Here is a 19,883-nt window from a genome sequence, read left to right on the forward strand (position 1 = left end):
AATGGAAGCGGGGGGAACGGATATGTTGCACGGGAAAAAGATATTGCTGGGCATAACCGGAGGCATAGCTGCCTTTAAGGCGGCCTCGTTGTGCAGCAAGCTGGTTCAGCAAGGGGCCGAGGTCAGAGTTATCATGACGGAGTCGGCGACCAAATTCATTTCGGCGCTGACGCTCCAGGCTTTATCCAGAAACCCGGTGTATACCGATACGTTTGATGAAAAGATCCCGGAAAAAATCGCCCATATCGATCTCGCCGACTGGGCGGATCTCGTGCTGGTGGCACCGGCGACGGCCAACATCATCGGCAAAATGGCGGTAGGCATCGCCGACGACATGCTTTCTACGACGCTGCTCGCCACGCAGGCCCCGATTATGGTGGCGCCCGCCATGAATGTGCATATGTATGCGCACCCTGCGGTATCGCGAAACCTGGCCGAGCTTGCCGCCCGGGGCGTGAAGCTGGTCGAGCCGGGCGAAGGACTGCTTGCTTGCGGTTATACGGGCAAAGGCCGGCTGGAAGAACCCGAAACGATCGTGCAAGTCGTCAATGACTTTTTTGGCCGGCTCAAGCGGCGTTCCGAGCTTCCGCTCGCGGGGAAAAAGGTCGTCGTTACCGCCGGAGGCACGGTGGAGCGAATCGATCCGGTCCGTTATATTTCCAACGATTCCTCCGGAAAGATGGGCTTTGCCATTGCGAAAGCGGCCCATGATCTCGGCGCCAGCGTGACGCTGATCGCCGCGAACACGCACTTGCCGTATCCGGCGGGAGTTCGCGCAGTACGCGTCGAATCCGCGCAGGATATGTATCAAGCGGCCATGGCGGAGTGGGAAGACACGGACATCATGGTGAAAGCGGCGGCGGTGGCGGATTATCGTCCTGCCGAAGTCGCGGACCGAAAAATCAAAAAGAGCGAGGACACTTTGACCCTGGAACTGGTTAAAAATATCGATATATTGCAGGCGCTGGGACAGCAAAAGACGAAGCAGCTGCTGATCGGCTTCGCCGCGGAGACGAACGATCTGGAGAAATACGCGATGGATAAGCTCCGGCGTAAAAATTGCGATCTCTTGGTCGCCAACAACGTGACGGAGGAAGGCGCAGGCTTCGGGACGGATACGAATGTGGCTGCGATCTATGACAAGGAAGGTCTCGTCAAATCGCTGCCCGTGATGCCGAAGGAGGAGCTAGGCTTGATCATTATGGAGCTGGCGGCGGAGCGTCTTGCGGGAGTAACCCGATGACATACCGCATTGCCAAAGTAATTGTGGATGTGCCGAGCCGGGAAACCGATCGGCCTTTTGACTATTCGATCCCGGCGGAGATGCGGGAATGGGTCGAAATCGGCAGCCGGGTCGGGGTTCCGTTCGGGAAACGGACGGTCCAGGGATTCGTGCTGTCCTTGCACGAGGATACGGAGATGGACCCGGGACGGATGAAGCCGATCCAGGAGCTGCTTGACCTGATGCCGCCGCTGCCGCCGGATCTGGTGGAGCTGGCGGCGTGGATGAGCCGGAAATATGCGTGCAGCATGATATCGGTGCTGCAGGCGATGACCCCTGCTGCTTTGAAAGGCAAGGCGGAGCGCTACATCTCGGTGGCTGACACCGATTCTGCGGTTGGCGTCGGCGGAGAAGGGAACGTCTCCGGGGACGCTTTGGCCGTGGAAGCTTCATTGCCGCTGCTGACCGGAGAGGAACGGGAGATCGTCGACTATGTGCGGTCCTCCGGCCAGGTGACGCTGGACCATCTGAGCCGGCGCTATCCGAATCTGTCCGGGGAGATCAAGGGGTTAATCCGGAGCGGAGTATTGTCGGAGACTCAGCTTATCAAGGACAAGGTGCGCAAGAAGACGGTGAAGACCGTCGCGGCTGCGGTCAGCGGCGAAGAGGCGGAAGCCGCTTTGGCTTCGTTCAGCGCGCAGGCCCGGAGGCAAAAGGAAGTGCTGCAATTTTTGCTGGAGGTCGGCGTGCCGATGTCTTTGCAGGAGGTGCTTTCGACGCTGCGAGTCACGGCGGGAACGGTAAATAAGCTGGCCGAAAAAGGATTCGCCGTCATCGAGGATGTCGAGGTGTTTCGGGATCCTTATAAAGACCGCCATTTTCAAGGTACGACCCCGCTCGAAAGGACGCCCGAACAGGATGTGGTTTACGGTAGGGTAGCAGGCGTGCTGGATGAACGGAAATTCGGAGTATTTTTGCTGCACGGCGTGACGGGGAGCGGGAAGACGGAAGTATATCTTCAGACGATCGAGCGCTGTATTTCGCTCGGCCGGCAGGCGATCGTCCTCGTACCGGAAATATCGCTGACTCCGCAAATGGTCGAGCGCTTTAAGGGGCGGTTCGGCGGGAAGGTGGCCGTCATGCACAGCCGCCTGTCTACCGGCGAAAGATATGATGAATGGCGCAAAATCCGCGAAGGGCGCGTGCAGGTGGCGATTGGCGCCCGGTCGGCGGTGTTCGCTCCGTTTCAGGACCTCGGTCTGATCGTGATGGACGAAGAACACGAAACCTCTTATAAGCAGGAAGAGACGCCAAAATATCACGCGCGCGATGTGGCGGTCCGCCGGGCACGGCAGCATGGGGCGGCCGTCATTTTGGGCTCGGCGACTCCGTCGCTGGAGAGCTATCACGCCGCCCGCTCGCAGGTGGACGACGAGTTTGCTCCGCAGCTGCTGGAGATGAAGCAGCGTCCTTCGGGCAGCCGGCTTCCCGCCGTGCATATCGTAGATATGCGGGAAGAGCTGCGCGACGGCAACCGCTCCATGTTCAGCCGCAAGCTGCATGAAGGAATCGCCTCGCGTCTGGAGCGGGGGGAGCAGACCGTGCTGTTCCTGAACCGGCGCGGGTTCTCGACGTTCGTCATGTGCCGGACCTGCGGCTATGTGGCGGGCTGTCCCGAGTGCGATATTTCGCTGACGTATCACCAGAAATCGAACAATTTGCGCTGCCATTATTGCGGTTACGCGGAAGCCGCTCCGTCGGTTTGCCCCGAATGCGGAAGCGAACATATCCGGTATTTCGGCACGGGCACGCAGCGGGTTGAAAGCGAGCTGGCCAAGCTTTTCCCCGGTATCCGGGTGATCCGCATGGATGTGGACACGACGACGGAGAAAGGCTCGCATGAGAAGCTGCTGCAGGCGTTCCGCGAAAAAAAGGGCGATGTGCTGCTCGGGACGCAAATGGTAGCAAAGGGACTGGATTTTCCCGATGTGACGCTCGTCGGCGTCATTGCCGCGGATACGGCCCTGAATTTGCCGGACTTCCGCTCCGCGGAAAAAACGTTTCAGCTGCTTACCCAGGTGGCCGGACGGGCAGGACGGCATCAATTGCCGGGTGAAGTGTTCATTCAAACTTATACGCCCGACCATTATTCGATCATTCATGCCAGCGGGCATGATTACGGATCGTTCGTCAGGGATGAACTGAATCACCGCAAAAATCTTCATTACCCGCCGTACAGCAGGCTGATTCTTGTGACGCTGTCCCATGAAAAGCTGCCCCTGTTGCTGCGGATGGCGGAGAACTTTGCGGGAGATTTGCGCTTAAAAGCCCAGCGTTTGGGCTGGTATGGGAATCTGGACCGTTTTGCGGCGGAGGCGCTCGATATTCTTGGGCCGGTAGCCTCGCCCATCCCGCGGATCAAGAACCGGTACAGATTCCAGTGCATGGTGAAATACCGGGGCCCGCTCGACGCCGTCCGGCTTGTCCGGGAAACGGCGGCCGAGACGCTGGGGAATCTGCGGGACGCGTCGCTGCAAATCAGCATCGACGTCGATCCGCAGATGCTGATGTAACAATGGGGCAGATGCCGGGGCAGTCAATGTGATTTGTAAGTCCGTGTGCATGTGAATAAGCGGTATGATGTATATTTTTATTATGAGTTTTTTTGAAGGATGGTGGGTAAAGTGGCTTTGAGAATTATTGTGATGGAACCGGATGAAGTGCTGCACCAGGTGGCGAAGGAAGTCACCAAGATCACGCCGAATGTTCAGAAGCTTCTGACCGATATGGCGGACACGATGTATCATGCGGAAGGCGTCGGTTTGGCGGCTCCGCAGATCGGCATTTTGAAACGCGTCATCGTCGTTGATGTCGGAGACGAGCACGGGCTGATCGAGCTGATCAATCCGGAGATCGTATCCCAGGAAGGCGAACAATTCGGTCCCGAGGGCTGCCTGAGCATTCCGGGTTACCGGGGAGACGTGCGCCGGGCGCAAACCGTGACGGTCAAAGGGCTTGACCGGAACGGGAATGAGGTGACTTATACCGGTTCGGATTTGCTGGCCAGAGCGTTCCAGCATGAGATCGACCATTTGAACGGCGTGCTGTATACGGATGTGGCGGAACGCGTGTATGAAATTACGGATGAAGGCGAAGAGAAGGAGTGAACTCTCCCGTGAAAATCGTATTTATGGGGACGCCGGCATTTGCGGTTCCCTCTTTGGAAGCATTACTGAAAGAAGGTTATGAGATTGCGGCCGTCGTTACTCAGCCGGACCGTCCGCAAGGACGGAAAAAAGTGCTTACCCCGACACCGGTCAAGGAAGCGGCTTTGAAGCACGGATTGCCCGTTTTGCAGCCTCAGCGATTGCGGGCTCCCGAAGCGGTGGAGGAGCTTGCGGGGCTGGCGCCCGACTTGATCGTCACCGCAGCTTACGGGCAAATTTTGCCGAAGGCGGTGTTGGATATGCCGCGATACGGTTGTTTGAACGTTCACGGCTCGCTGCTGCCGAAATACCGCGGCGGCGCGCCGATCCAGCGTTCCATCATCAACGGGGAACGGGAAACGGGCGTGACGCTGATGTATATGGCGGAGGGTCTCGACACGGGGGATATGATCGCCAAAACGGTCGTGCCGATTGAGGATGAGGATACGGCCGGTACGATATTCGAAAAATTGAGCGCCGTCGGGGCGGAACTGCTGATCAAGCAGCTTCCGCTCATTCTGGACGGCACGGCGGAACGGGTTCCGCAAAATGACGCCGAATCCACCTATGCCCCGAATTTATCCAGAGATGACGAACGGATTGATTGGAGCGCTACTTCGCGGGATATTTTTAACCGGGTGAGAGGACTCGTTCCCTTTTCCGGCGGATTTACGCTGTGGGACGGAGAGGTATTCAAGGTCTGGGCCGTCGCCAAGCCTAAGGAAGGCGGTTCATCGGGTTCCGGCGAAGCGGCTCCGGGGACGGTGCTTGATCTGTCCGCTGCCGGCATCGAAGTCAAAACCGGGGACGGCTCCGTGCTGCTCACCCGGATTCAGCCTGCGGGCAAAAAGGCGATGGATGCGGCTGAATTTGTCCGCGGCGGCGTGATGAAGAAAGGAACCGTCCTGACATGAGCGAAAGGAAGGGGCCGAATCGGCCTCAAGCGAAAGGGCGCGGCGGGGGTTCTGGGAACGGGCGGCCAGTGCCGTCCAAATCATCGGCCCGGGATACGGCGCTGCAAGTGTTGACGGCCGTTGAGCAGGAAGGGGCTTACAGCAACCTGCTGCTGAACGGAGCGATCCAAAAGGCGGGTTTATCCGGCGCCGACGCCGGTCTTGCGACAGAGCTCGTGTACGGTACGATTTCCCGGTTGAATACGATCGATTATTTTTTGGAGCAGTTTGTCGCCAAAGGATTGGCCAAGCTTCAGCCGTGGGTCCGCAGCTTGCTGCGGCTCAGCTTCTATCAAATCTATTATTTGGACCGGATCCCGCCGCATGCGGCGGTCAACGAAGCGGTAAATATCGCCAAACGCCGTGGACACCAAGGGATTTCGGGCATGGTGAACGGGGTGCTCAGAAATGTGCTCCGGCGCAAAGAGGAGTTGGTTTTGCCTGCGGATTTGACGCCAGTGAAGCGGATTGCACTTGCCCACTCTCACCCGGAATGGCTGGTGTCGCGCTGGGTGGAGCAGTTCGGGGAAGAGACGGCGGAGGCGATCTGCCGGGCCAACAACGAACCTCCGTCCGTTAGCGTCAGAGTCAACCTTTCCCGGGTAACGAAGGAGGAGCTTCTCCGGCAAATGAAAGAGCAAGGGCTGGATGCGGTTCCTTCGGAGATATCTCCGGATGGGATTATCGTACGAAGCGGCGGCAATATGGCCTTAACCTCATGGTATAAGGAAGGTTTGTTGTCCGTTCAGGATGAAAGCTCGATGCTGGTCGGACGGGCCGTTTTGCCGGAGCCCGGGATGACGGTGCTGGACGCCTGCGCGGCTCCAGGGGGCAAAACATGCCATATGGCCGAGCTGATGGATGGCCGGGGCGAAGTGATCGCCAACGACATTCATCCGCATAAGGCGAAACTGATCGAGGATCAGGCGGAGCGGCTTGGACTCGGCAGCGTCGTCCGGACGGTATCGGGAGATGCCGCCAAGCTTGCGGAACGGTTTGCGCCGGAGTCTTTTGACCGCCTGCTTCTGGATGCCCCTTGTTCGGGTCTTGGCGTCATCCGCCGCAAGCCGGATTTGAAATGGGCCAAGAAACCGGAGGATATTGCGGACATTTCGCGCCTGCAACGCGAACTGCTGGATGCGGTCAGCGGGCTGCTCAAGCCGGGCGGGGTGCTTGTGTACAGCACCTGCACGATTGAGAAGGCGGAAAACAGCGCCGTCGTCGGCGATTTTCTGGACAGGCACCCGGAGTTTCGATTGGCGGACGAGCAGGCGGGAGCTGGATTGCAATTAACCGCCGCCGATGCCAGGGAGCCTATGGGATTGCAACTTCTGCCGCAGGATGCCCATTCGGACGGTTTTTATATTTGCCGCTTAATGAAGCGGTTGTAGTATTTTGCATGGACGGAAAATAACATTTACAAAATCCCTTAAATGGGATATAGTGGAAGTGGTGAAGCACACCTTTGTTCTCGCGATGCGATGGATAAAGGTGTGCTTTTTGTTTGGCCCTAAATCATACATAGGAGAGTTGGAACGATGAAAAAATGTTTAGCGGTTTTGCTACTGATGGTTGTTGGAGCCGGGTTATTGCAGACCGAGTCGAAGATCCAGGCGGCAAAGAAGAATATCGTCGGCCATCCGGAGTTGGCGGTGCTGGTCGATGGGCGTAAGGTGATTTTTCAGGGCGGGGATCCGGTCATGGAAGATGGGCGTGTACAAGTTCCGTTACGGGGAATCGGCGATGCGCTTGGTGCGGAAGTCAAGTTCGATGGAACTGCAAAAGAAGTTATATATACCAAAAGCGATAAATCGATCGTGCTGACCATCGGAAGCAAACAGGCCATGGTGGACGGCAAAGCCGTGACGATGGATGCGGAAGCCAAAGCCGTCAAAGGCCGCACGTATGTGCCGCTGCGCTTTGTCAGCGAAAACCTGGGCGAATCGGTGAGCTGGGATCAGGCGGGGCAATGGGTCTGGATCGGGAGCAAGGAGGTGCCGAATATTGCGGATGTGACTGAGCTTGAGGATTTGAGTGCGTATAGGAAGTATTTTAAGAATGATGATGAGGGGTATAAATTGCTTAAAACTAGCGATCAAGAATTTACTAAGGTCAGAATCATAAATAAGAGTCAGTTGCCTATTCAGATGGGGAATAAGATTATTTATGATATTGATCTTGTAAAGGATGAAAAAAATACAATCCAGGTACGCTACAAAGGAGGATACGGGTTAGGCATCTACCTACTTACAGAAGATAATGAATCTAGGGAGAGGGTACCTGAAAATGGATTAGGGGAATCCAAACTTTCAGATGGAACAAAAATTGCTAATTATTATATTAGCTTTATTGGAGACAAGATTTTACTCAAGGATGATGAATGGAAGAAGTTCTCCATAAAAGATGTGGAATTTATCTGTTTCAGATCCTTCTATGATGAAGATAGTGTCCATCTACTAGCTAATCCCTTTAAATAAGGTAGGTTGAAGAGATCATGGCATTAAGAAAAAATACGATTTTGCCATGCATTGTGGCCATTTTTATGTTTATTTCAATTTTTGAATTTTATGCAACTCCAATATCATCTGCTGGAAATCCAAATTCTCTAATAGTATCAAAGAGTGAACAAAACGAAAACATCTGTTATACAGTAGGAATGGGTTATGCGGATATATGGACTAACTCAGCAGGTCAATATATAGCTGACCCTTATAGTGGTCTAATAATAGCTCCTGGACAAACAATTGTCTCACATGATGAATGGGCCTACCAGTTTAGCTTCCCTGGCAGAAAGATTAAAAGTGTACAAGTTACTCCTTATCCGAAATCAAACTTGGTTAGTGGTGAGACGCAAGATTGGACGAATAAAATGTTTACCACCGCGCGTTATGGTGAGTCATATGATGTTTGGAAAACAAGGATTGCAACTGTAATAGATGTATATCTAAAAGGAGAAACTGGGATAGGGACAGATACGGTAATTAAAACGATTAGTGTTAAAGCAATTCTAGATGCACCAAAGTCACCTATCATCACCCCCGGCCCACCCTTCGCAGACGGGGTCACCTACCAGCGCCAATACTTCCCTTTTCTTTTTCGGATAGAACTGGAACCCCTTGAAGGACAAGCTATTATCAAGCATTTCACGACGACGGGCCAACCCTTAAACGGCATCGATGGATTTAGGGATCGGACAGAAAAATTGATGAAAGACCGGCCCTATGGATACACGCATACGCCGGAAACGAGCAACTATAAGTACGTAGGCTATCAGGAAAGCACACAAAATGAACCTGTGGGTGGACCCCAAGCAACCGGCGATCCGCCGGGTTTTACGTATAATGGACAGTTTCCGATTTACTATGTTTATTTTTACTACGAAAAGAAAGGTGGGTCTCCGCCGACGGATGGATGCACGAATCCTTCCCCCAGCGGGCAGGTGAAGGATGTTCCTTTAAACGGTCCGGATGTAAGTGCGGTCATCAAAGCGGACAGCCGGGGGGGCGAACGATTTGACGTTCTGGACGGGATTCCGACAACGGAAAGCCTGTATGGGAATGTGATTGCCAAAAGCTATTTATCCAAATACAAATTTGTGGAAATGAGCGGGAAGTGCACCTTCAATGTTACGGTCAACAAGGATTACGAATTGTCTTGGGATCCGGGCAAAGAAGTGACGGCCCCCGACGGGACAACACATACGGAACCTGACCCCCAGACGGCAACCGAATCGGTATCCAAAAGTTATGCCATCGAACGGGACTATTCTTACTGGGTCATTGAAAATCTGGAAGTATATAAAATCGGTGAGGCCGCGCTTTGGAATTATGCGTTCGACGGCAGCGGGATTCGGATTGCGCCTGGCGGATATTCACCGCCAACCTATACCTCTGCACCGACCAGCGGCTTTACGCCGCCTAGCCCTCCCAGCCAGGTAAACGCATCTACGGAACGCAGGTCCGGCGGCAAGACCCGACCGAGCGTGCCTGATCAAGATTTAAGTTCGGATGCGGAGAACGCCGTCGATCAAGTGAAGGTCAGTAATGATACGCTAACGTTCAACGGGAGCACGATTATGGACGGAAGCCAAACGGAAATAAGCGGAGCCAGGCCCGGAACGATTCCGGAAGCACCGCTAATCGGAGAAAATGTGCTTTACAGCCCAGGAAACGTAATTCCGGTCAGCAAGACGAATAAAGCGGATCAGCCGAGCACCGGTACGATCTATTACGCAATTATGGGCGGAAATATAAATGGCGGAGCGGATACCAGCTTTCCGATTTACGGCATCAACAGCGTCACGGTACATACGCCGGTGGTGATCTACCCTTCCGTATCGGATGACAAAGCGCATAACCAAAAGACGAACCCGGCGGCCGGACGGTCCGCGATCATCCTTGAGCGCAACTTTACCGTGGAGATGCCAAATAGCGGCCAACATACCGATTACCTTGGTTACGGGAATCGAAATTACGTTAAATACATAGGCAGCAAACAGGTTCGTTTTCCTTTCGATGTTTATGACGGGACCAGAACGTTTTTTTATCCGAAAAACAGCTGGATCGAAGTCGATAAGCATAAAGAATCTTTTACTTTCTACTTGCCGGTATGGGTGGATGAAGGGTTCTATAATATCGAGTTTCGGACGATCGCCCATAATGCGCCGACCGCGGCGACCTCGCAATCCAATGCCAACTTGAATCTGACCCATCATGCGGCATATGATACCGTCCCTGTGGATGTGGTTGGAAGGCTGTATGATTTTCGAATTACGGATATCGCCGATTACAGTTGGGAGACGGTGTTCCGTTCCTCCGTCGGCTCCGCTTTACCGACAGGTGCGGCATATTGGGTCGGGCTTAACGGCATCGACGGCGCTCCGCGGGGGAATGGATCCCGGTTTACGTTGCCGGTTCGGCCGGGAAGCCATCCGGTTTACAATAATGCCGTCATCAAGACCGGGTATCATTTTAAGTTCGAGCTGAAGACGAAAGGGAATATGTTCGGGCTTACGGATCGAATCCGGATCACGCCTTCGTTTGATTTTGTCGATGCAAAAACGGGTTCCAGACTCCCGGTCGATTTGTACTACCATGCCGGAAATCACAAATACGTCAAGATTGGTTCCCCGGCGGATCAGGTGGAGCGGTACGTGATTTTGAACGATCGTTTGCGCAATGTGCCTTTGGAGGAATTAACGGATACGGCGCTTTACAAATACGATCACGATTATACTTTCAATCAGATTGCAGGGGTCGGAAGGGCCAGGTATGTCAATTGGTTCATCGAAAAAGCGACAAAACAGAAAACGCCTATCGGCAGCCTAAGCCTGCTTGAGCTGAACGAGGGTACCCGCACGCTGATCGGCCCGAAAACCGGAATTCCTGCAGGGGTAGATCCGGCAAGGGCTAACGCATCCATCCAAAAATGGTACGGCGAATACAGTTTGCCTGCCGATGTTTATGTTGTGGCGGCCGGAACCCATGTCGCGGAATACGGGCGGACCCATAACGGGCTTACGGAACGATCGCCGATTTTTTTGCGCGACGGATATATTATCGTCAACTTTAACATTGAATCGATCCGCAGCGGAGCGCCGTCGAATCCCTATTTGCAGTATATTAACGCTCCGCTGATGAACCAGTGGTATCAGATGGAAGGCTATTCCCGGATGGCGACCGATTCATACGGCAGAACTTTTGCCTTACAGGATGGGGATGTCGTCTTTTATGATGCGAATCGTTCCAGCCGGGACGACTTCGTTCCGATGGTCACGCATTGACCGAAAGAGAAACTGAACAGGGAAGCGCCTGAGGGATAAGGCCGGGAAATACGTCGGAAAAGGCCGGGGTATGTCCCGCGCTTTATCCTTTTTTGACATCGAAAGTCGCCGCTTCGCTGACCCTCCGTATCTATAAAAAAGGGCCCTCAGCACCCCGCACTTTAGTGTAATCGCGATTTGTGCTAAAATAGGAAGAATGATTGGGCATAATCGATTAAATTTACGAATAGGTGTGTGAGAATGAAACCTTTTATATATGATTTTTCTTTGGAAGAGCTTCAGCAGTGGGCAGTAGAAAACGGGGAGCCCGCCTTTCGCGGCGGACAGATTTTTGATTGGCTTTACGCCAAGCGGGTTAACTCTTTTGAAGAAATGACCAATTTGTCCAAAGGGCTTAGACAGAAGCTGGACGAGCAGTTCGCTTTTGTCACTTTGAATGAGATCGCGAAATACGAGTCGAAGGACGGCACCGTCAAATTTTTGTTCGGTCTGCATGACGACCATGCCATTGAGACGGTTATTATGAAGCATAATTACGGGAACAGCATCTGCGTGACGACTCAGGTCGGATGCAAGGTCGGATGTACGTTTTGCGCCTCTACGCTAGGCGGTCTTAAACGGAACCTGACGGCTGGAGAAATTGTCGCCCAGGTGGTCCAAGCCCAGAAAATTCTCGATCCTCGCGGAGAACGGGTAAGCAGTATCGTGATTATGGGTACCGGCGAACCGTTCGAGAATTATGAAGCCACGATGAAATTTTTGCGGATTATGATCCATGAAAAGGGCTTGAACATCGGTCAGCGGCATATTACTGTATCAACAAGCGGGATTGTCCCGAATATTTATAAATTCGCGGATGAGGATACCCAGATCAATTTGGCGATTTCGATCCATGCGCCGAATGATGCGTTGAGATCCAAGCTGATGCCGGTCAACCGGCGGTTCCCGTTTGACGATGTGATGGAAGCATTGCGTTACTACATCGCCAAAACGGGCCGCAGAGTCACGTTCGAATACGCCCTGATCGGCGGCGTGAACGACCAGCCGGAGCATGCCGAAGAATTGTCGGAAGTTCTGAAAAACATGCTCTGTCATGTCAATCTGATTCCGGTCAACCATGTGCCGGAGCGGAAATATGTGAGAACATCCAGAAACGACATTTTCAAGTTTCAGCGTGTTTTGGCGGAGAAGGGGATTAACGTCACGATCCGCCGGGAGCAAGGCCATGATATTGCGGCTGCCTGCGGTCAATTGCGGGCGAAGCATATGGAGTCTGGTGCGAGGTGATGTCATTTGATGAAGACGGTTTTCTTAACTGATATCGGGCGGGTTCGCTCGGTCAATGAAGACAGTTCCTGGGTCGATCGGCTCGATCAAGGGTATACCCTTGGGATCGTCGCCGACGGTATGGGCGGCCACCAGGCCGGGGATATCGCCAGCCGATTGGCGGTGGATACGATTGTGCAGGATTTGCGCCACCTTCCTTCCGGTCTGTCCGTGGAGATTTGCGGTGAAAAGCTGAAGGATGCGATTCTGCATGCCAATGACGTAATTTACCGGGAGGCTTCGGCACACGAAGAATACCACAATATGGGTACGACCGTCGTTGCCGTGCTGCTGGGAGACCGGGAAGGCATGATCGGCCATATCGGGGACAGCCGGGCCTACAAGTTCTATCAGGGAGGCGTAGTCCAACTGACCGAGGATCATTCCTTGGTCAACGAGCTGTTGAAATCGAAGCAAATCAGCGAGCAGGAGGCATCGATGCATCCGCATCGCAATGTGGTGACCCGGGCGCTCGGAACGGATCCGCAGGTCGCTGTAGACCTGGTTCCCGTTTCCTTGGAGCCAGGAGAGATTCTGCTGCTATGCAGCGACGGGCTCAGCAATTATGTAACGCCGGAACAAATGACCCAGACGCTCGGTTTGGAAGGTCTTGAGCTGAATGACCGCGCCGACCGTCTGCTTCGGCTTGCTCTGCTCGCGGGCGGCGACGACAACATTACGGTTGCGCTGCTGGAGCAATGCGGAGAAGACGGGTCAAGCGTAAAGGAGTGGAATTCATGATCGGACACGAATTGGGCGGTCGTTATCAAATTATCGAACGGGTCGGAGGCGGCGGAATGGCGCTGGTGTACAAGGCGCAGGACATTTTGTTGAACCGGTTCGTAGCCATCAAGGTGCTGCGGCAGCAATTTGTGAATGACGAGGAATTTATCCGCCGTTTTCGCAGGGAAGCCCAGTCTGCGGCATCTTTGTCCCATCCGAATATCGTCAGCGTGTATGACGTCGGCCAGGAAGAGGACATTCATTACATTGTGATGGAGTATGTGGAAGGCCAGAATCTGAATGAAATCATTAAAGAACGCGCGCCGCTGCAGGTAGAGGAAGCGGTCCGGATCGCTTCGCAAATCGCCGATGCTTTGGATCATGCCCATCATAATCAAATCATTCATCGCGATATTAAGCCTCATAATATATTGATCGGCCGCAACGGGCGCGTGAAGGTAACGGATTTCGGCATCGCCAGGGCCGTGACTTCCGCGACGATCACGCAGACGGGCTCGGTCGTGGGCTCGGTCCATTATTTTTCGCCGGAGCATGCCAAAGGCGTCGCTACAGGGGAAAAGTCGGATTTATACTCGCTCGGAATCGTTTTATATCAAATGCTTACGGGTCAATTGCCCTTCTTGGGAGAAAGCCCGATCAGCGTAGCTCTTAAACATTTGCAGGAGCATTTTGAGGAGCCGCGGTCCGTCAATCCGATGATCCCGCAAAGCGTGGAAAATATTATTCTCAAGTCGATGCGCAAAAATCCTGCCGAACGCTATCAATCGGCCTCGGAAATGCTGCGCGATCTGGAAACCTGCCTGCTGCCGGAGCGGCGGACGGAATCCAAGCTGTCCTTCGCCGACGAAATCGATGAGGACAGCACGAGAATCGTTCCTGCCATTAAACCGACGAATAAGGCGGCGGCCGGAAGCTCCAAACTTACGCGCGATTCCCAATCGCAGGACGAGGGAAAGGCCCCCAACAAGTCGTCGGGCAAAGGGAAAGCCACGCTATGGATCAGTCTGACGGTCATTGTGCTTTTGGCAATGCTTGGCGTTGCCTGGTATGTCAATAAAATGGTCACCGTCCCCGAGGTGAAGGTGCCGAACGTGCTGAATCTCACCGAGCAGGAGGCGACGACAAGGCTGGAAGAGCTTGGCCTCGAAGTCGGCGACGTAATTGAGCAATACAAAGAAGGGGTCGCCGAAGGCATTGTTTATATGCAGAGCAAGCCGGAAGGGACCACGGTCAAGGAAGGCGCGGCGATCGATTTGACCGTCAGCATCGCGCAGGAGCTTCCGAAAATGCCTTCATTGACCACTCAGAATTATGAAGATGCCGAGGAACAGCTTATCCAGCTCGGCATCGCCCGAGACCGGATTCGAAAGGTCGAAGAATTCAGCGAGGAAGAGGTCGGCAAAGTCATCCGCCAAAGCCCGGATGCCAACGCGGAGTACGATCCGGAAACGGTAGATATAGTGCTTACAGTGAGCAAGGGCAAGGAAAGCGTGAATATGCCGGACCTCGTAGGCAAAACGCTGGACGAAGCGAAGGCGATGTTGGCGGAGAAGAATATCCCGATCGCGAAGGACGGCATTCAGGAAAAGCCGAGTTATGAGGTGGAGGCCGGCAAGGTGCTGGAACAATGGCCTTTCGCGCCGAAAGAACCTGTGCCGTCGGATTCGGAAGGCGTGACTCTGTTCATCAGCTCGGGGTACCCGGCCGAGGCGATCCAGTACACTTATGAAATCCCGGTAACTCCGGCTGTCGATGGCCAAAAGAGCAAGATCGAAATCAAATACGGAGACGCACGGGGCGACGATCGCAAGTGGGGCACCAAAACGATCGGCAAGCCGCAGTATTTGTCGGTTGACCTCGTGCTGGCGCCGAACAAGGACGGGTATGTCTCCGTCATTCGCGACGGAACGCTGCTTGAAACGTATCCGATCTCTTATATTGACGCCAAGCAAGGAACCGTGCCGGAGCTTTCTCTCCCTGAAAATGAACCGGTAGACGACGGTTTTATGAATTCGAATGACGGGGAAGAGATTATTCCCGAAACCGGAATGATCAATAACGGCTCCGTAGCCAAAGCCGATAAATCGAACGGCAACGGAAAAGCCAAAGGGAAAAACAAGGGTAACGGCAATGGGAATGAGAACGAATAAATCATTGAAGCGCTAGTTAAGGCAGACACATATGAAAGTGAGGCCGGCATGCATGCCTGAAGGCTTGATTGTTAAGGCATTAAGCGGATACTACTATGTGAAGCCCGCCGACGCGGCACCCGGGGAAACCGTGCAGTGCCGCGGACGCGGTATTTTCAAGAAAAAAGGATTGACTCCGCTCGTCGGGGACCGCGTTGTGTACACGCCTACCGAGAACGGGGAGGGCACCGTCGATGAAATTTTGCCGCGCGAATCGGAACTGATTCGCCCGCCGATCGCCAATGCGAAGCTCGCGGTTTTGCTGTTTTCGTTAAGGGAGCCGGACTTGAATCTGCAGCTGTTGGACAAGTTCCTGGTTCATATCGAGCACGCCGGGCTCCGTACGCTGATCTGTTTAACGAAGGAAGATTTGCTGGATGAGGCTGACGAAGGATCGGACGGCGACATGACGGCACAAGTCAAAGCGCTTTACGAACAAATCGGATACGATGTCATTGTGACCAGTTCCTTAACCGGAGCCGGGACCGAGGAGGTCAAATCCCGGTTGGCGGGGGAGATCAGCGTATTTTCCGGCCAGTCCGGAGTAGGCAAATCGTCGCTTCTGAATGCCATGCTTCCGGGACTATCCCTGGAAACGAGCGAAATCAGCATGAAGCTGGGACGCGGGCGGCATACGACGCGCCATGTCGAACTGATCGAACTGGAGAACGGGGGCTATGTAGCGGATACGCCGGGCTTCAGCCAGCTTGATTTTCTGGAGCTGGGCGTGGAGGAACTGTCCACGTGCTTCGCGGAGTTTCACGAGTTTGCGGAGCAATGCAAATTCCGCGGCTGCAGCCATCTTCACGAACCGGGCTGCAAAGTAAGGCAGGCGGCCGAGGCAGGCGAAATCGCAAAAAGCCGCTACGATCATTACGTGCAGTTCCAGGAAGAGATGAAAGAGAAAAAACGGAGGTATTAGCTTCATGTCAAATATCTATATCGCACCGTCTATTTTATCCGCGGACTTTGCAAAGCTTGGTGAAGAAGTGGCCGACGTGGAACGGGGAGGAGCAGACTGGCTGCACGTGGACGTCATGGACGGCCATTTTGTTCCGAATCTCACATTCGGACCGCTCGTGATGGGAGCCATCGCACCGTTGACCAAATTGCCGCTGGATGTACATCTGATGATCGAGAAGCCTGAAAGCTATATACCGGCTTTTGCGCAGGCGGGAGCGCATGTGATTACCGTGCACGCCGAAGCCTGCGTCCATCTGCACCGCGTCGTCCATATGATCAAGGAGCACGGAGTCAAGGCGGGGGTTGCCATCAACCCGGCGACTCCTGCAGCCGCGATTCGCGAGGTGCTGGAGGATCTCGATCTGGTGCTGGTCATGACGGTGAATCCCGGCTTCGGCGGGCAAGCCTTTATTCCGGCGACGCTGCGCAAAATCCGTCAGATCCGGGAATGGAAGCAGGAGCTCGGCCTGGACCATCTGCGGATCGAAGTCGACGGAGGCGTAGCCGCCGCGACGGCACCGCTTGTCGTTGCCGCAGGCGCTGACGTCCTGGTCGCCGGGAATGCGGTGTTCGGCCGCAGCGACCGGAAGGCAGCGATAGACGAGATCAGGGAAAGCATTCATTCCGGAGTCTGATTGCGAGGATAATAACGGCTTATCCCTTGGCATAGGGGAGCGCCTCGGCGCATACAATGGGTTACATGAGCAGGGTTCTCATGTAGCCTTTTTTTTGTGGTGAAAATGAACACGGGTAGAAGGCAACAATCATAGAATATGGGGAAGGCATGAGAATGATGGGGAGGGTGAACGATGAAATTTTACACATTCAAGCTGCCTAAGTTTCTGGGAGGTTTCGTCAAGGCTGTATTGAACACGTTTCACAAAAACTAGGGCGCTAACGAGAGATCGGATCGGTAAAGCCAGGAAGCACCAAAAAAGCACCTCTTCAGGAAAGGTGCTTTTTGTCTATATGCTTATTCAAGTTTTACACGCGAGTCACTTTACCGGATTTCAAGGCCCGAGTGCTGACGTATACGCGTTTAGGTTTACCGTCAACCAGGATCCGAACTTTTTGTACGTTTACGCCCCAAGAACGGCGGTTGCGATTGTTAGCGTGGGATACATGGTTACCACTGCTTGGCTTTTTGCCAGTTACATAGCATTTGCGAGACATTTATTACACCTCCTGTTCCAATACACCTGTCACTAAAAACATAACAATACTTATATATAATATCATAGCGAAAAAAGCTCCGTCAACCAATGATAAAACAATATTTCTTTCTCTTTATTCTTATAGTACAATATTGTTTAGTCCATAATAATTTCAAGGGAGGAGTGAGAATAGGCGTGGCTATACAATTGAATACCGAATATGGACATATCGATATATCGGATGAAGCGATAGCGGTTATCGCCGGATCGGCCGCCATGGAATGTTATGGACTGGTGGGAATGGCAAGCCGAAAGCAATTTAAAGACGGCATCGCCGAATTGCTTGGGCGGGAAAATCTGGCCCGGGGTGTGGAAGTGAACCTGGATAATAATCGATTGGCAATTCATCTTTATATTATAGTCAGTTATGGCACGAAAATTTCCGAGGTCGCACACAACATACAGCAAAAAGTAAAATACGTGCTGAGTGAAATCGTTGGGCTTGAAGTCGCCGAGGTCGGCGTCGTGGTTCAAGGCGTACGTGTATCAAGCTAGGAAGGGGAATTCTCTTGAGTAAGCGTTCTTTAAATGGAACAGATTTTACCGCCATGGTTCTTGCCGGGGCGGAGCGGCTGAGCAAGCATGCCGAGCATGTAAACTCGCTAAACGTATTTCCGGTTCCCGACGGGGACACGGGGACGAACATGAATTTGACAATGACGGCCGGTGTAACCGAGCTGAAAAATAATGGAGCGGGGGGCCTAGGCAGCCGGGCGGGAGTTCTGTCCAAAGGACTTCTGATGGGCGCACGCGGCAATTCCGGGGTTATTTTGTCCCAGTTGTTCCGCGGGTTCAGCCGTTATGCCGCTTCATACGAAGAACTGAATACGGTTCAATTTGCGGCCGCGCTGCAAAGCGGCGTCGATACCGCCTATAAAGCGGTGGTGAAACCGGTTGAGGGAACGATCCTTACGGTGGCGAAGGAAGCAGCCAAGCATGCGGTTTTTTACGCAAGACGGACTACGGATGTTGCGGAGCTTATGACCGAGGTTCTGGCCAAAGCCAAAGAAGCGCTTGCCAGTACGCCTGAGCTTTTGCCGGTCCTGAAACAAGTCGGTGTCGTGGACTCCGGCGGTCAGGGACTCGTTTATATTTATGAAGGATTTTTGGAGCAGCTGACCGGCAAAGCGCAAACTCACGTACCTGTACAGGCGGAAAAGGCGATTCCGTCAACTCCGGACCGGCAACCTCTGCACGTGGCGGCGGATTATTCCGTTTCCGCGCAAGCCAAGCTGGAAACGGAAGATATTGAATTTTTGTACGATATGGAATTCTTTATTAACCGTTTGCTGGGAGAGGGTCCGAATTCGCAATTCGACGAGGATCAATTCAGGAAAGCGCTATCACAAAATGGAGACTCCATCATTGTGATTGCCGATGACGAAGTGATTAAAGTTCATGTTCACTCCAAAGCGCCTGGCGAGGTTCTTAATCTTGCGTTGCGTTACGGGGAAATTACGCAAATTCATATTCTGAACATGCGCGAGCAGCATCGCGACCTGCTTACGGCAGGTATGGACGCGGCTCCGATGCCGGAGCTGTTCGCCGAAATTCCTGCGGAACCGTCCCGTCCTGTGGACCCGGCCGGGCTGCCTGCCGATGAGATGGCTCCTTACGGATTCATAGCCGTCGCTTCGGGACAAGGGATCTCCGATATTTTCAAGAGCCTTGGCGTGGACGTCGTTTTGTCCGGCGGGCAGACGATGAACCCGAGTACCGAAGACTTCGTTAAAGCGATTCATTCCATTTCGGCACAGCATATTTTTGTGCTGCCGAACAATTCGAATATTGTGCTGGCAGCACAGCAGGCCCGTGATTTGCTGGAAGGCGAACGCAGCGTGACCGTCATTCCGAGCAAAAGCATTCCCCAAGGCATCGCGGCAGCTTTTGCATTCCAGGAGGATGAGAGCGCCGAGGCGAATGCGGACAATATGCTGAATGCGGTGCAGCACGTAAAGACCGGACAAGTTACATATGCGGTCCGGGATACGGTTTTTGACGATTTGGAAATCAAAGCCGGGCATTTTATCGGAATTGCGGATTCCAAAATCGTAAGCACCGAAGAAGGTCTCCTGGAAACATCCCAGGGCTTGCTGTCCAAAATGCTGGTCAGCGGCGATGAAATTGTGACCATTCTGGTGGGCGAAGAGGGAACCGATGAAATGACCGAGTCCCTTGCAGCTTGGATTCATGAGGTTTATCCTGACGCCGAAGTGGAGATCCACAGCGGCGGCCAGCCGATCTATTATTATTTGTTCTCGGTTGAATCCTAAAGCGTGAAAGG

Annotated in this window: 16 protein-coding genes; 15 read left to right on the top strand and 1 reads right to left on the bottom strand. The window is 53.5% G+C overall.

All coding sequences use genetic code 11. The features are described from left to right. Positions 1 to 22 precede the first annotated feature (22 nt). The 13 genes from coaBC (at position 23) to spoVM (ending at position 17,275) form a co-directional block, all read left to right on the top strand. Complete coding sequence (gene coaBC, locus ACSFXJ_RS10200; RefSeq protein WP_435925036.1) at positions 23 to 1,243, top strand: bifunctional phosphopantothenoylcysteine decarboxylase/phosphopantothenate--cysteine ligase CoaBC; 1,221 nt, start codon at positions 23 to 25, stop codon at positions 1,241 to 1,243. Beyond that, positions 1,240 to 3,795, top strand: a complete 2,556-nt coding sequence (priA, locus tag ACSFXJ_RS10205; RefSeq protein WP_435925037.1) for a primosomal protein N' — start codon at positions 1,240 to 1,242, stop codon at positions 3,793 to 3,795. The genes coaBC and priA overlap by 4 nt, the downstream gene beginning before the upstream one ends. Before the next feature lie 111 nt (positions 3,796 to 3,906). Continuing rightward, complete coding sequence (def, locus tag ACSFXJ_RS10210) at positions 3,907 to 4,389, top strand: peptide deformylase (protein ID WP_435925038.1); 483 nt, start codon at positions 3,907 to 3,909, stop codon at positions 4,387 to 4,389. Between the two features lie 8 nt (positions 4,390 to 4,397). Further along, positions 4,398 to 5,342: a methionyl-tRNA formyltransferase gene (gene fmt, locus ACSFXJ_RS10215; RefSeq protein WP_435925039.1), complete on the top strand. Its 945-nt coding sequence runs from the start codon at positions 4,398 to 4,400 to the stop codon at positions 5,340 to 5,342. Further along, positions 5,339 to 6,772, top strand: a complete 1,434-nt coding sequence (gene rsmB / locus ACSFXJ_RS10220) for a 16S rRNA (cytosine(967)-C(5))-methyltransferase RsmB (protein WP_435925040.1) — start codon at positions 5,339 to 5,341, stop codon at positions 6,770 to 6,772. The genes fmt and rsmB overlap by 4 nt, the downstream gene beginning before the upstream one ends. A gap of 147 nt (positions 6,773 to 6,919) precedes the next feature. Next, positions 6,920 to 7,858, top strand: a complete 939-nt coding sequence (locus tag ACSFXJ_RS10225) for a copper amine oxidase N-terminal domain-containing protein (protein ID WP_435925041.1) — start codon at positions 6,920 to 6,922, stop codon at positions 7,856 to 7,858. Between the two features lie 728 nt (positions 7,859 to 8,586). Continuing rightward, positions 8,587 to 11,163: a DUF5704 domain-containing protein gene (locus ACSFXJ_RS10230; RefSeq protein ID WP_435925730.1), complete on the top strand. Its 2,577-nt coding sequence runs from the start codon at positions 8,587 to 8,589 to the stop codon at positions 11,161 to 11,163. 240 nt (positions 11,164 to 11,403) lie between these two features. Beyond that, a complete protein-coding gene (gene rlmN, locus ACSFXJ_RS10235; RefSeq protein ID WP_435925042.1) occupies positions 11,404 to 12,450 on the top strand; it encodes a 23S rRNA (adenine(2503)-C(2))-methyltransferase RlmN in 1,047 nt (348 codons plus the stop codon). 6 nt (positions 12,451 to 12,456) lie between these two features. Continuing rightward, positions 12,457 to 13,230, top strand: coding sequence for a Stp1/IreP family PP2C-type Ser/Thr phosphatase (locus ACSFXJ_RS10240; RefSeq protein WP_435925043.1), 774 nt, complete (start codon positions 12,457 to 12,459; stop codon positions 13,228 to 13,230). After that, on the top strand, positions 13,227 to 15,383 hold the full coding sequence (gene pknB, locus ACSFXJ_RS10245) for a Stk1 family PASTA domain-containing Ser/Thr kinase (RefSeq protein ID WP_435925044.1): 2,157 nt from the start codon (positions 13,227 to 13,229) through the stop codon (positions 15,381 to 15,383). The genes ACSFXJ_RS10240 and pknB overlap by 4 nt, the downstream gene beginning before the upstream one ends. A 52-nt stretch (positions 15,384 to 15,435) precedes the next feature. Continuing rightward, positions 15,436 to 16,344 carry a ribosome small subunit-dependent GTPase A gene (gene rsgA, locus ACSFXJ_RS10250; RefSeq protein ID WP_435925045.1) on the top strand — a complete coding sequence of 303 codons (909 nt, stop codon included), beginning with the start codon at positions 15,436 to 15,438 and terminating at the stop codon, positions 16,342 to 16,344. A 4-nt stretch (positions 16,345 to 16,348) separates the two neighbouring features. Then, a complete protein-coding gene (gene rpe / locus ACSFXJ_RS10255; protein ID WP_435925046.1) occupies positions 16,349 to 17,020 on the top strand; it encodes a ribulose-phosphate 3-epimerase in 672 nt (223 codons plus the stop codon). A gap of 174 nt (positions 17,021 to 17,194) precedes the next feature. Continuing rightward, the gene (gene spoVM / locus ACSFXJ_RS10260; protein WP_036621610.1) at positions 17,195 to 17,275 is read left to right on the top strand and encodes a stage V sporulation protein SpoVM; all 81 of its coding nucleotides are present in this window, start codon (positions 17,195 to 17,197) and stop codon (positions 17,273 to 17,275) included. Positions 17,276 to 17,369: 94 nt separating this feature from the next. Here the strand turns inward: spoVM and rpmB are convergent, their stop codons facing one another. After that, positions 17,370 to 17,558, bottom strand: coding sequence for a 50S ribosomal protein L28 (gene rpmB / locus ACSFXJ_RS10265; protein WP_044479170.1), 189 nt, complete (start codon positions 17,556 to 17,558; stop codon positions 17,370 to 17,372). A gap of 176 nt (positions 17,559 to 17,734) precedes the next feature. On the opposite strand from rpmB, the gene ACSFXJ_RS10270 reads away from it, so the two are divergent. Further along, positions 17,735 to 18,094: an Asp23/Gls24 family envelope stress response protein gene (locus ACSFXJ_RS10270; RefSeq protein ID WP_435925047.1), complete on the top strand. Its 360-nt coding sequence runs from the start codon at positions 17,735 to 17,737 to the stop codon at positions 18,092 to 18,094. A 14-nt stretch (positions 18,095 to 18,108) separates the two neighbouring features. Continuing rightward, positions 18,109 to 19,872 (top strand): DAK2 domain-containing protein, encoded by a 1,764-nt coding sequence (locus ACSFXJ_RS10275; protein ID WP_435925048.1) that lies wholly within the window; start codon positions 18,109 to 18,111, stop codon positions 19,870 to 19,872. Positions 19,873 to 19,883: the final 11 nt, after the last annotated feature.

Origin of the sequence: Paenibacillus salivarius (assembly GCF_051307165.1) — a bacterium.
Classification (GTDB): domain Bacteria; phylum Bacillota; class Bacilli; order Paenibacillales; family Paenibacillaceae; genus Fontibacillus.

Bases quoted from the DNA above. Each gene is read 5' to 3' on its own strand.
- coaBC (WP_435925036.1), top strand. From the start codon at position 23: ATGTTGCACGGGAAAAAGATATTGCTGGGCATAACCGGAGGCATAGCT.
- priA (WP_435925037.1), top strand. From the start codon at position 1,240: ATGACATACCGCATTGCCAAAGTAATTGTGGATGTGCCGAGCCGGGAA.
- rsmB (WP_435925040.1), top strand. From the start codon at position 5,339: ATGAGCGAAAGGAAGGGGCCGAATCGGCCTCAAGCGAAAGGGCGCGGC.
- ACSFXJ_RS10225 (WP_435925041.1), top strand. From the start codon at position 6,920: ATGAAAAAATGTTTAGCGGTTTTGCTACTGATGGTTGTTGGAGCCGGG.
- ACSFXJ_RS10230 (WP_435925730.1), top strand. From the start codon at position 8,587: ATGAAAGACCGGCCCTATGGATACACGCATACGCCGGAAACGAGCAAC.
- rlmN (WP_435925042.1), top strand. From the start codon at position 11,404: ATGAAACCTTTTATATATGATTTTTCTTTGGAAGAGCTTCAGCAGTGG.
- pknB (WP_435925044.1), top strand. From the start codon at position 13,227: ATGATCGGACACGAATTGGGCGGTCGTTATCAAATTATCGAACGGGTC.
- rsgA (WP_435925045.1), top strand. From the start codon at position 15,436: ATGCCTGAAGGCTTGATTGTTAAGGCATTAAGCGGATACTACTATGTG.
- rpe (WP_435925046.1), top strand. From the start codon at position 16,349: ATGTCAAATATCTATATCGCACCGTCTATTTTATCCGCGGACTTTGCA.
- spoVM (WP_036621610.1), top strand. From the start codon at position 17,195: ATGAAATTTTACACATTCAAGCTGCCTAAGTTTCTGGGAGGTTTCGTC.
- rpmB (WP_044479170.1), bottom strand. From the start codon at position 17,558: ATGTCTCGCAAATGCTATGTAACTGGCAAAAAGCCAAGCAGTGGTAAC.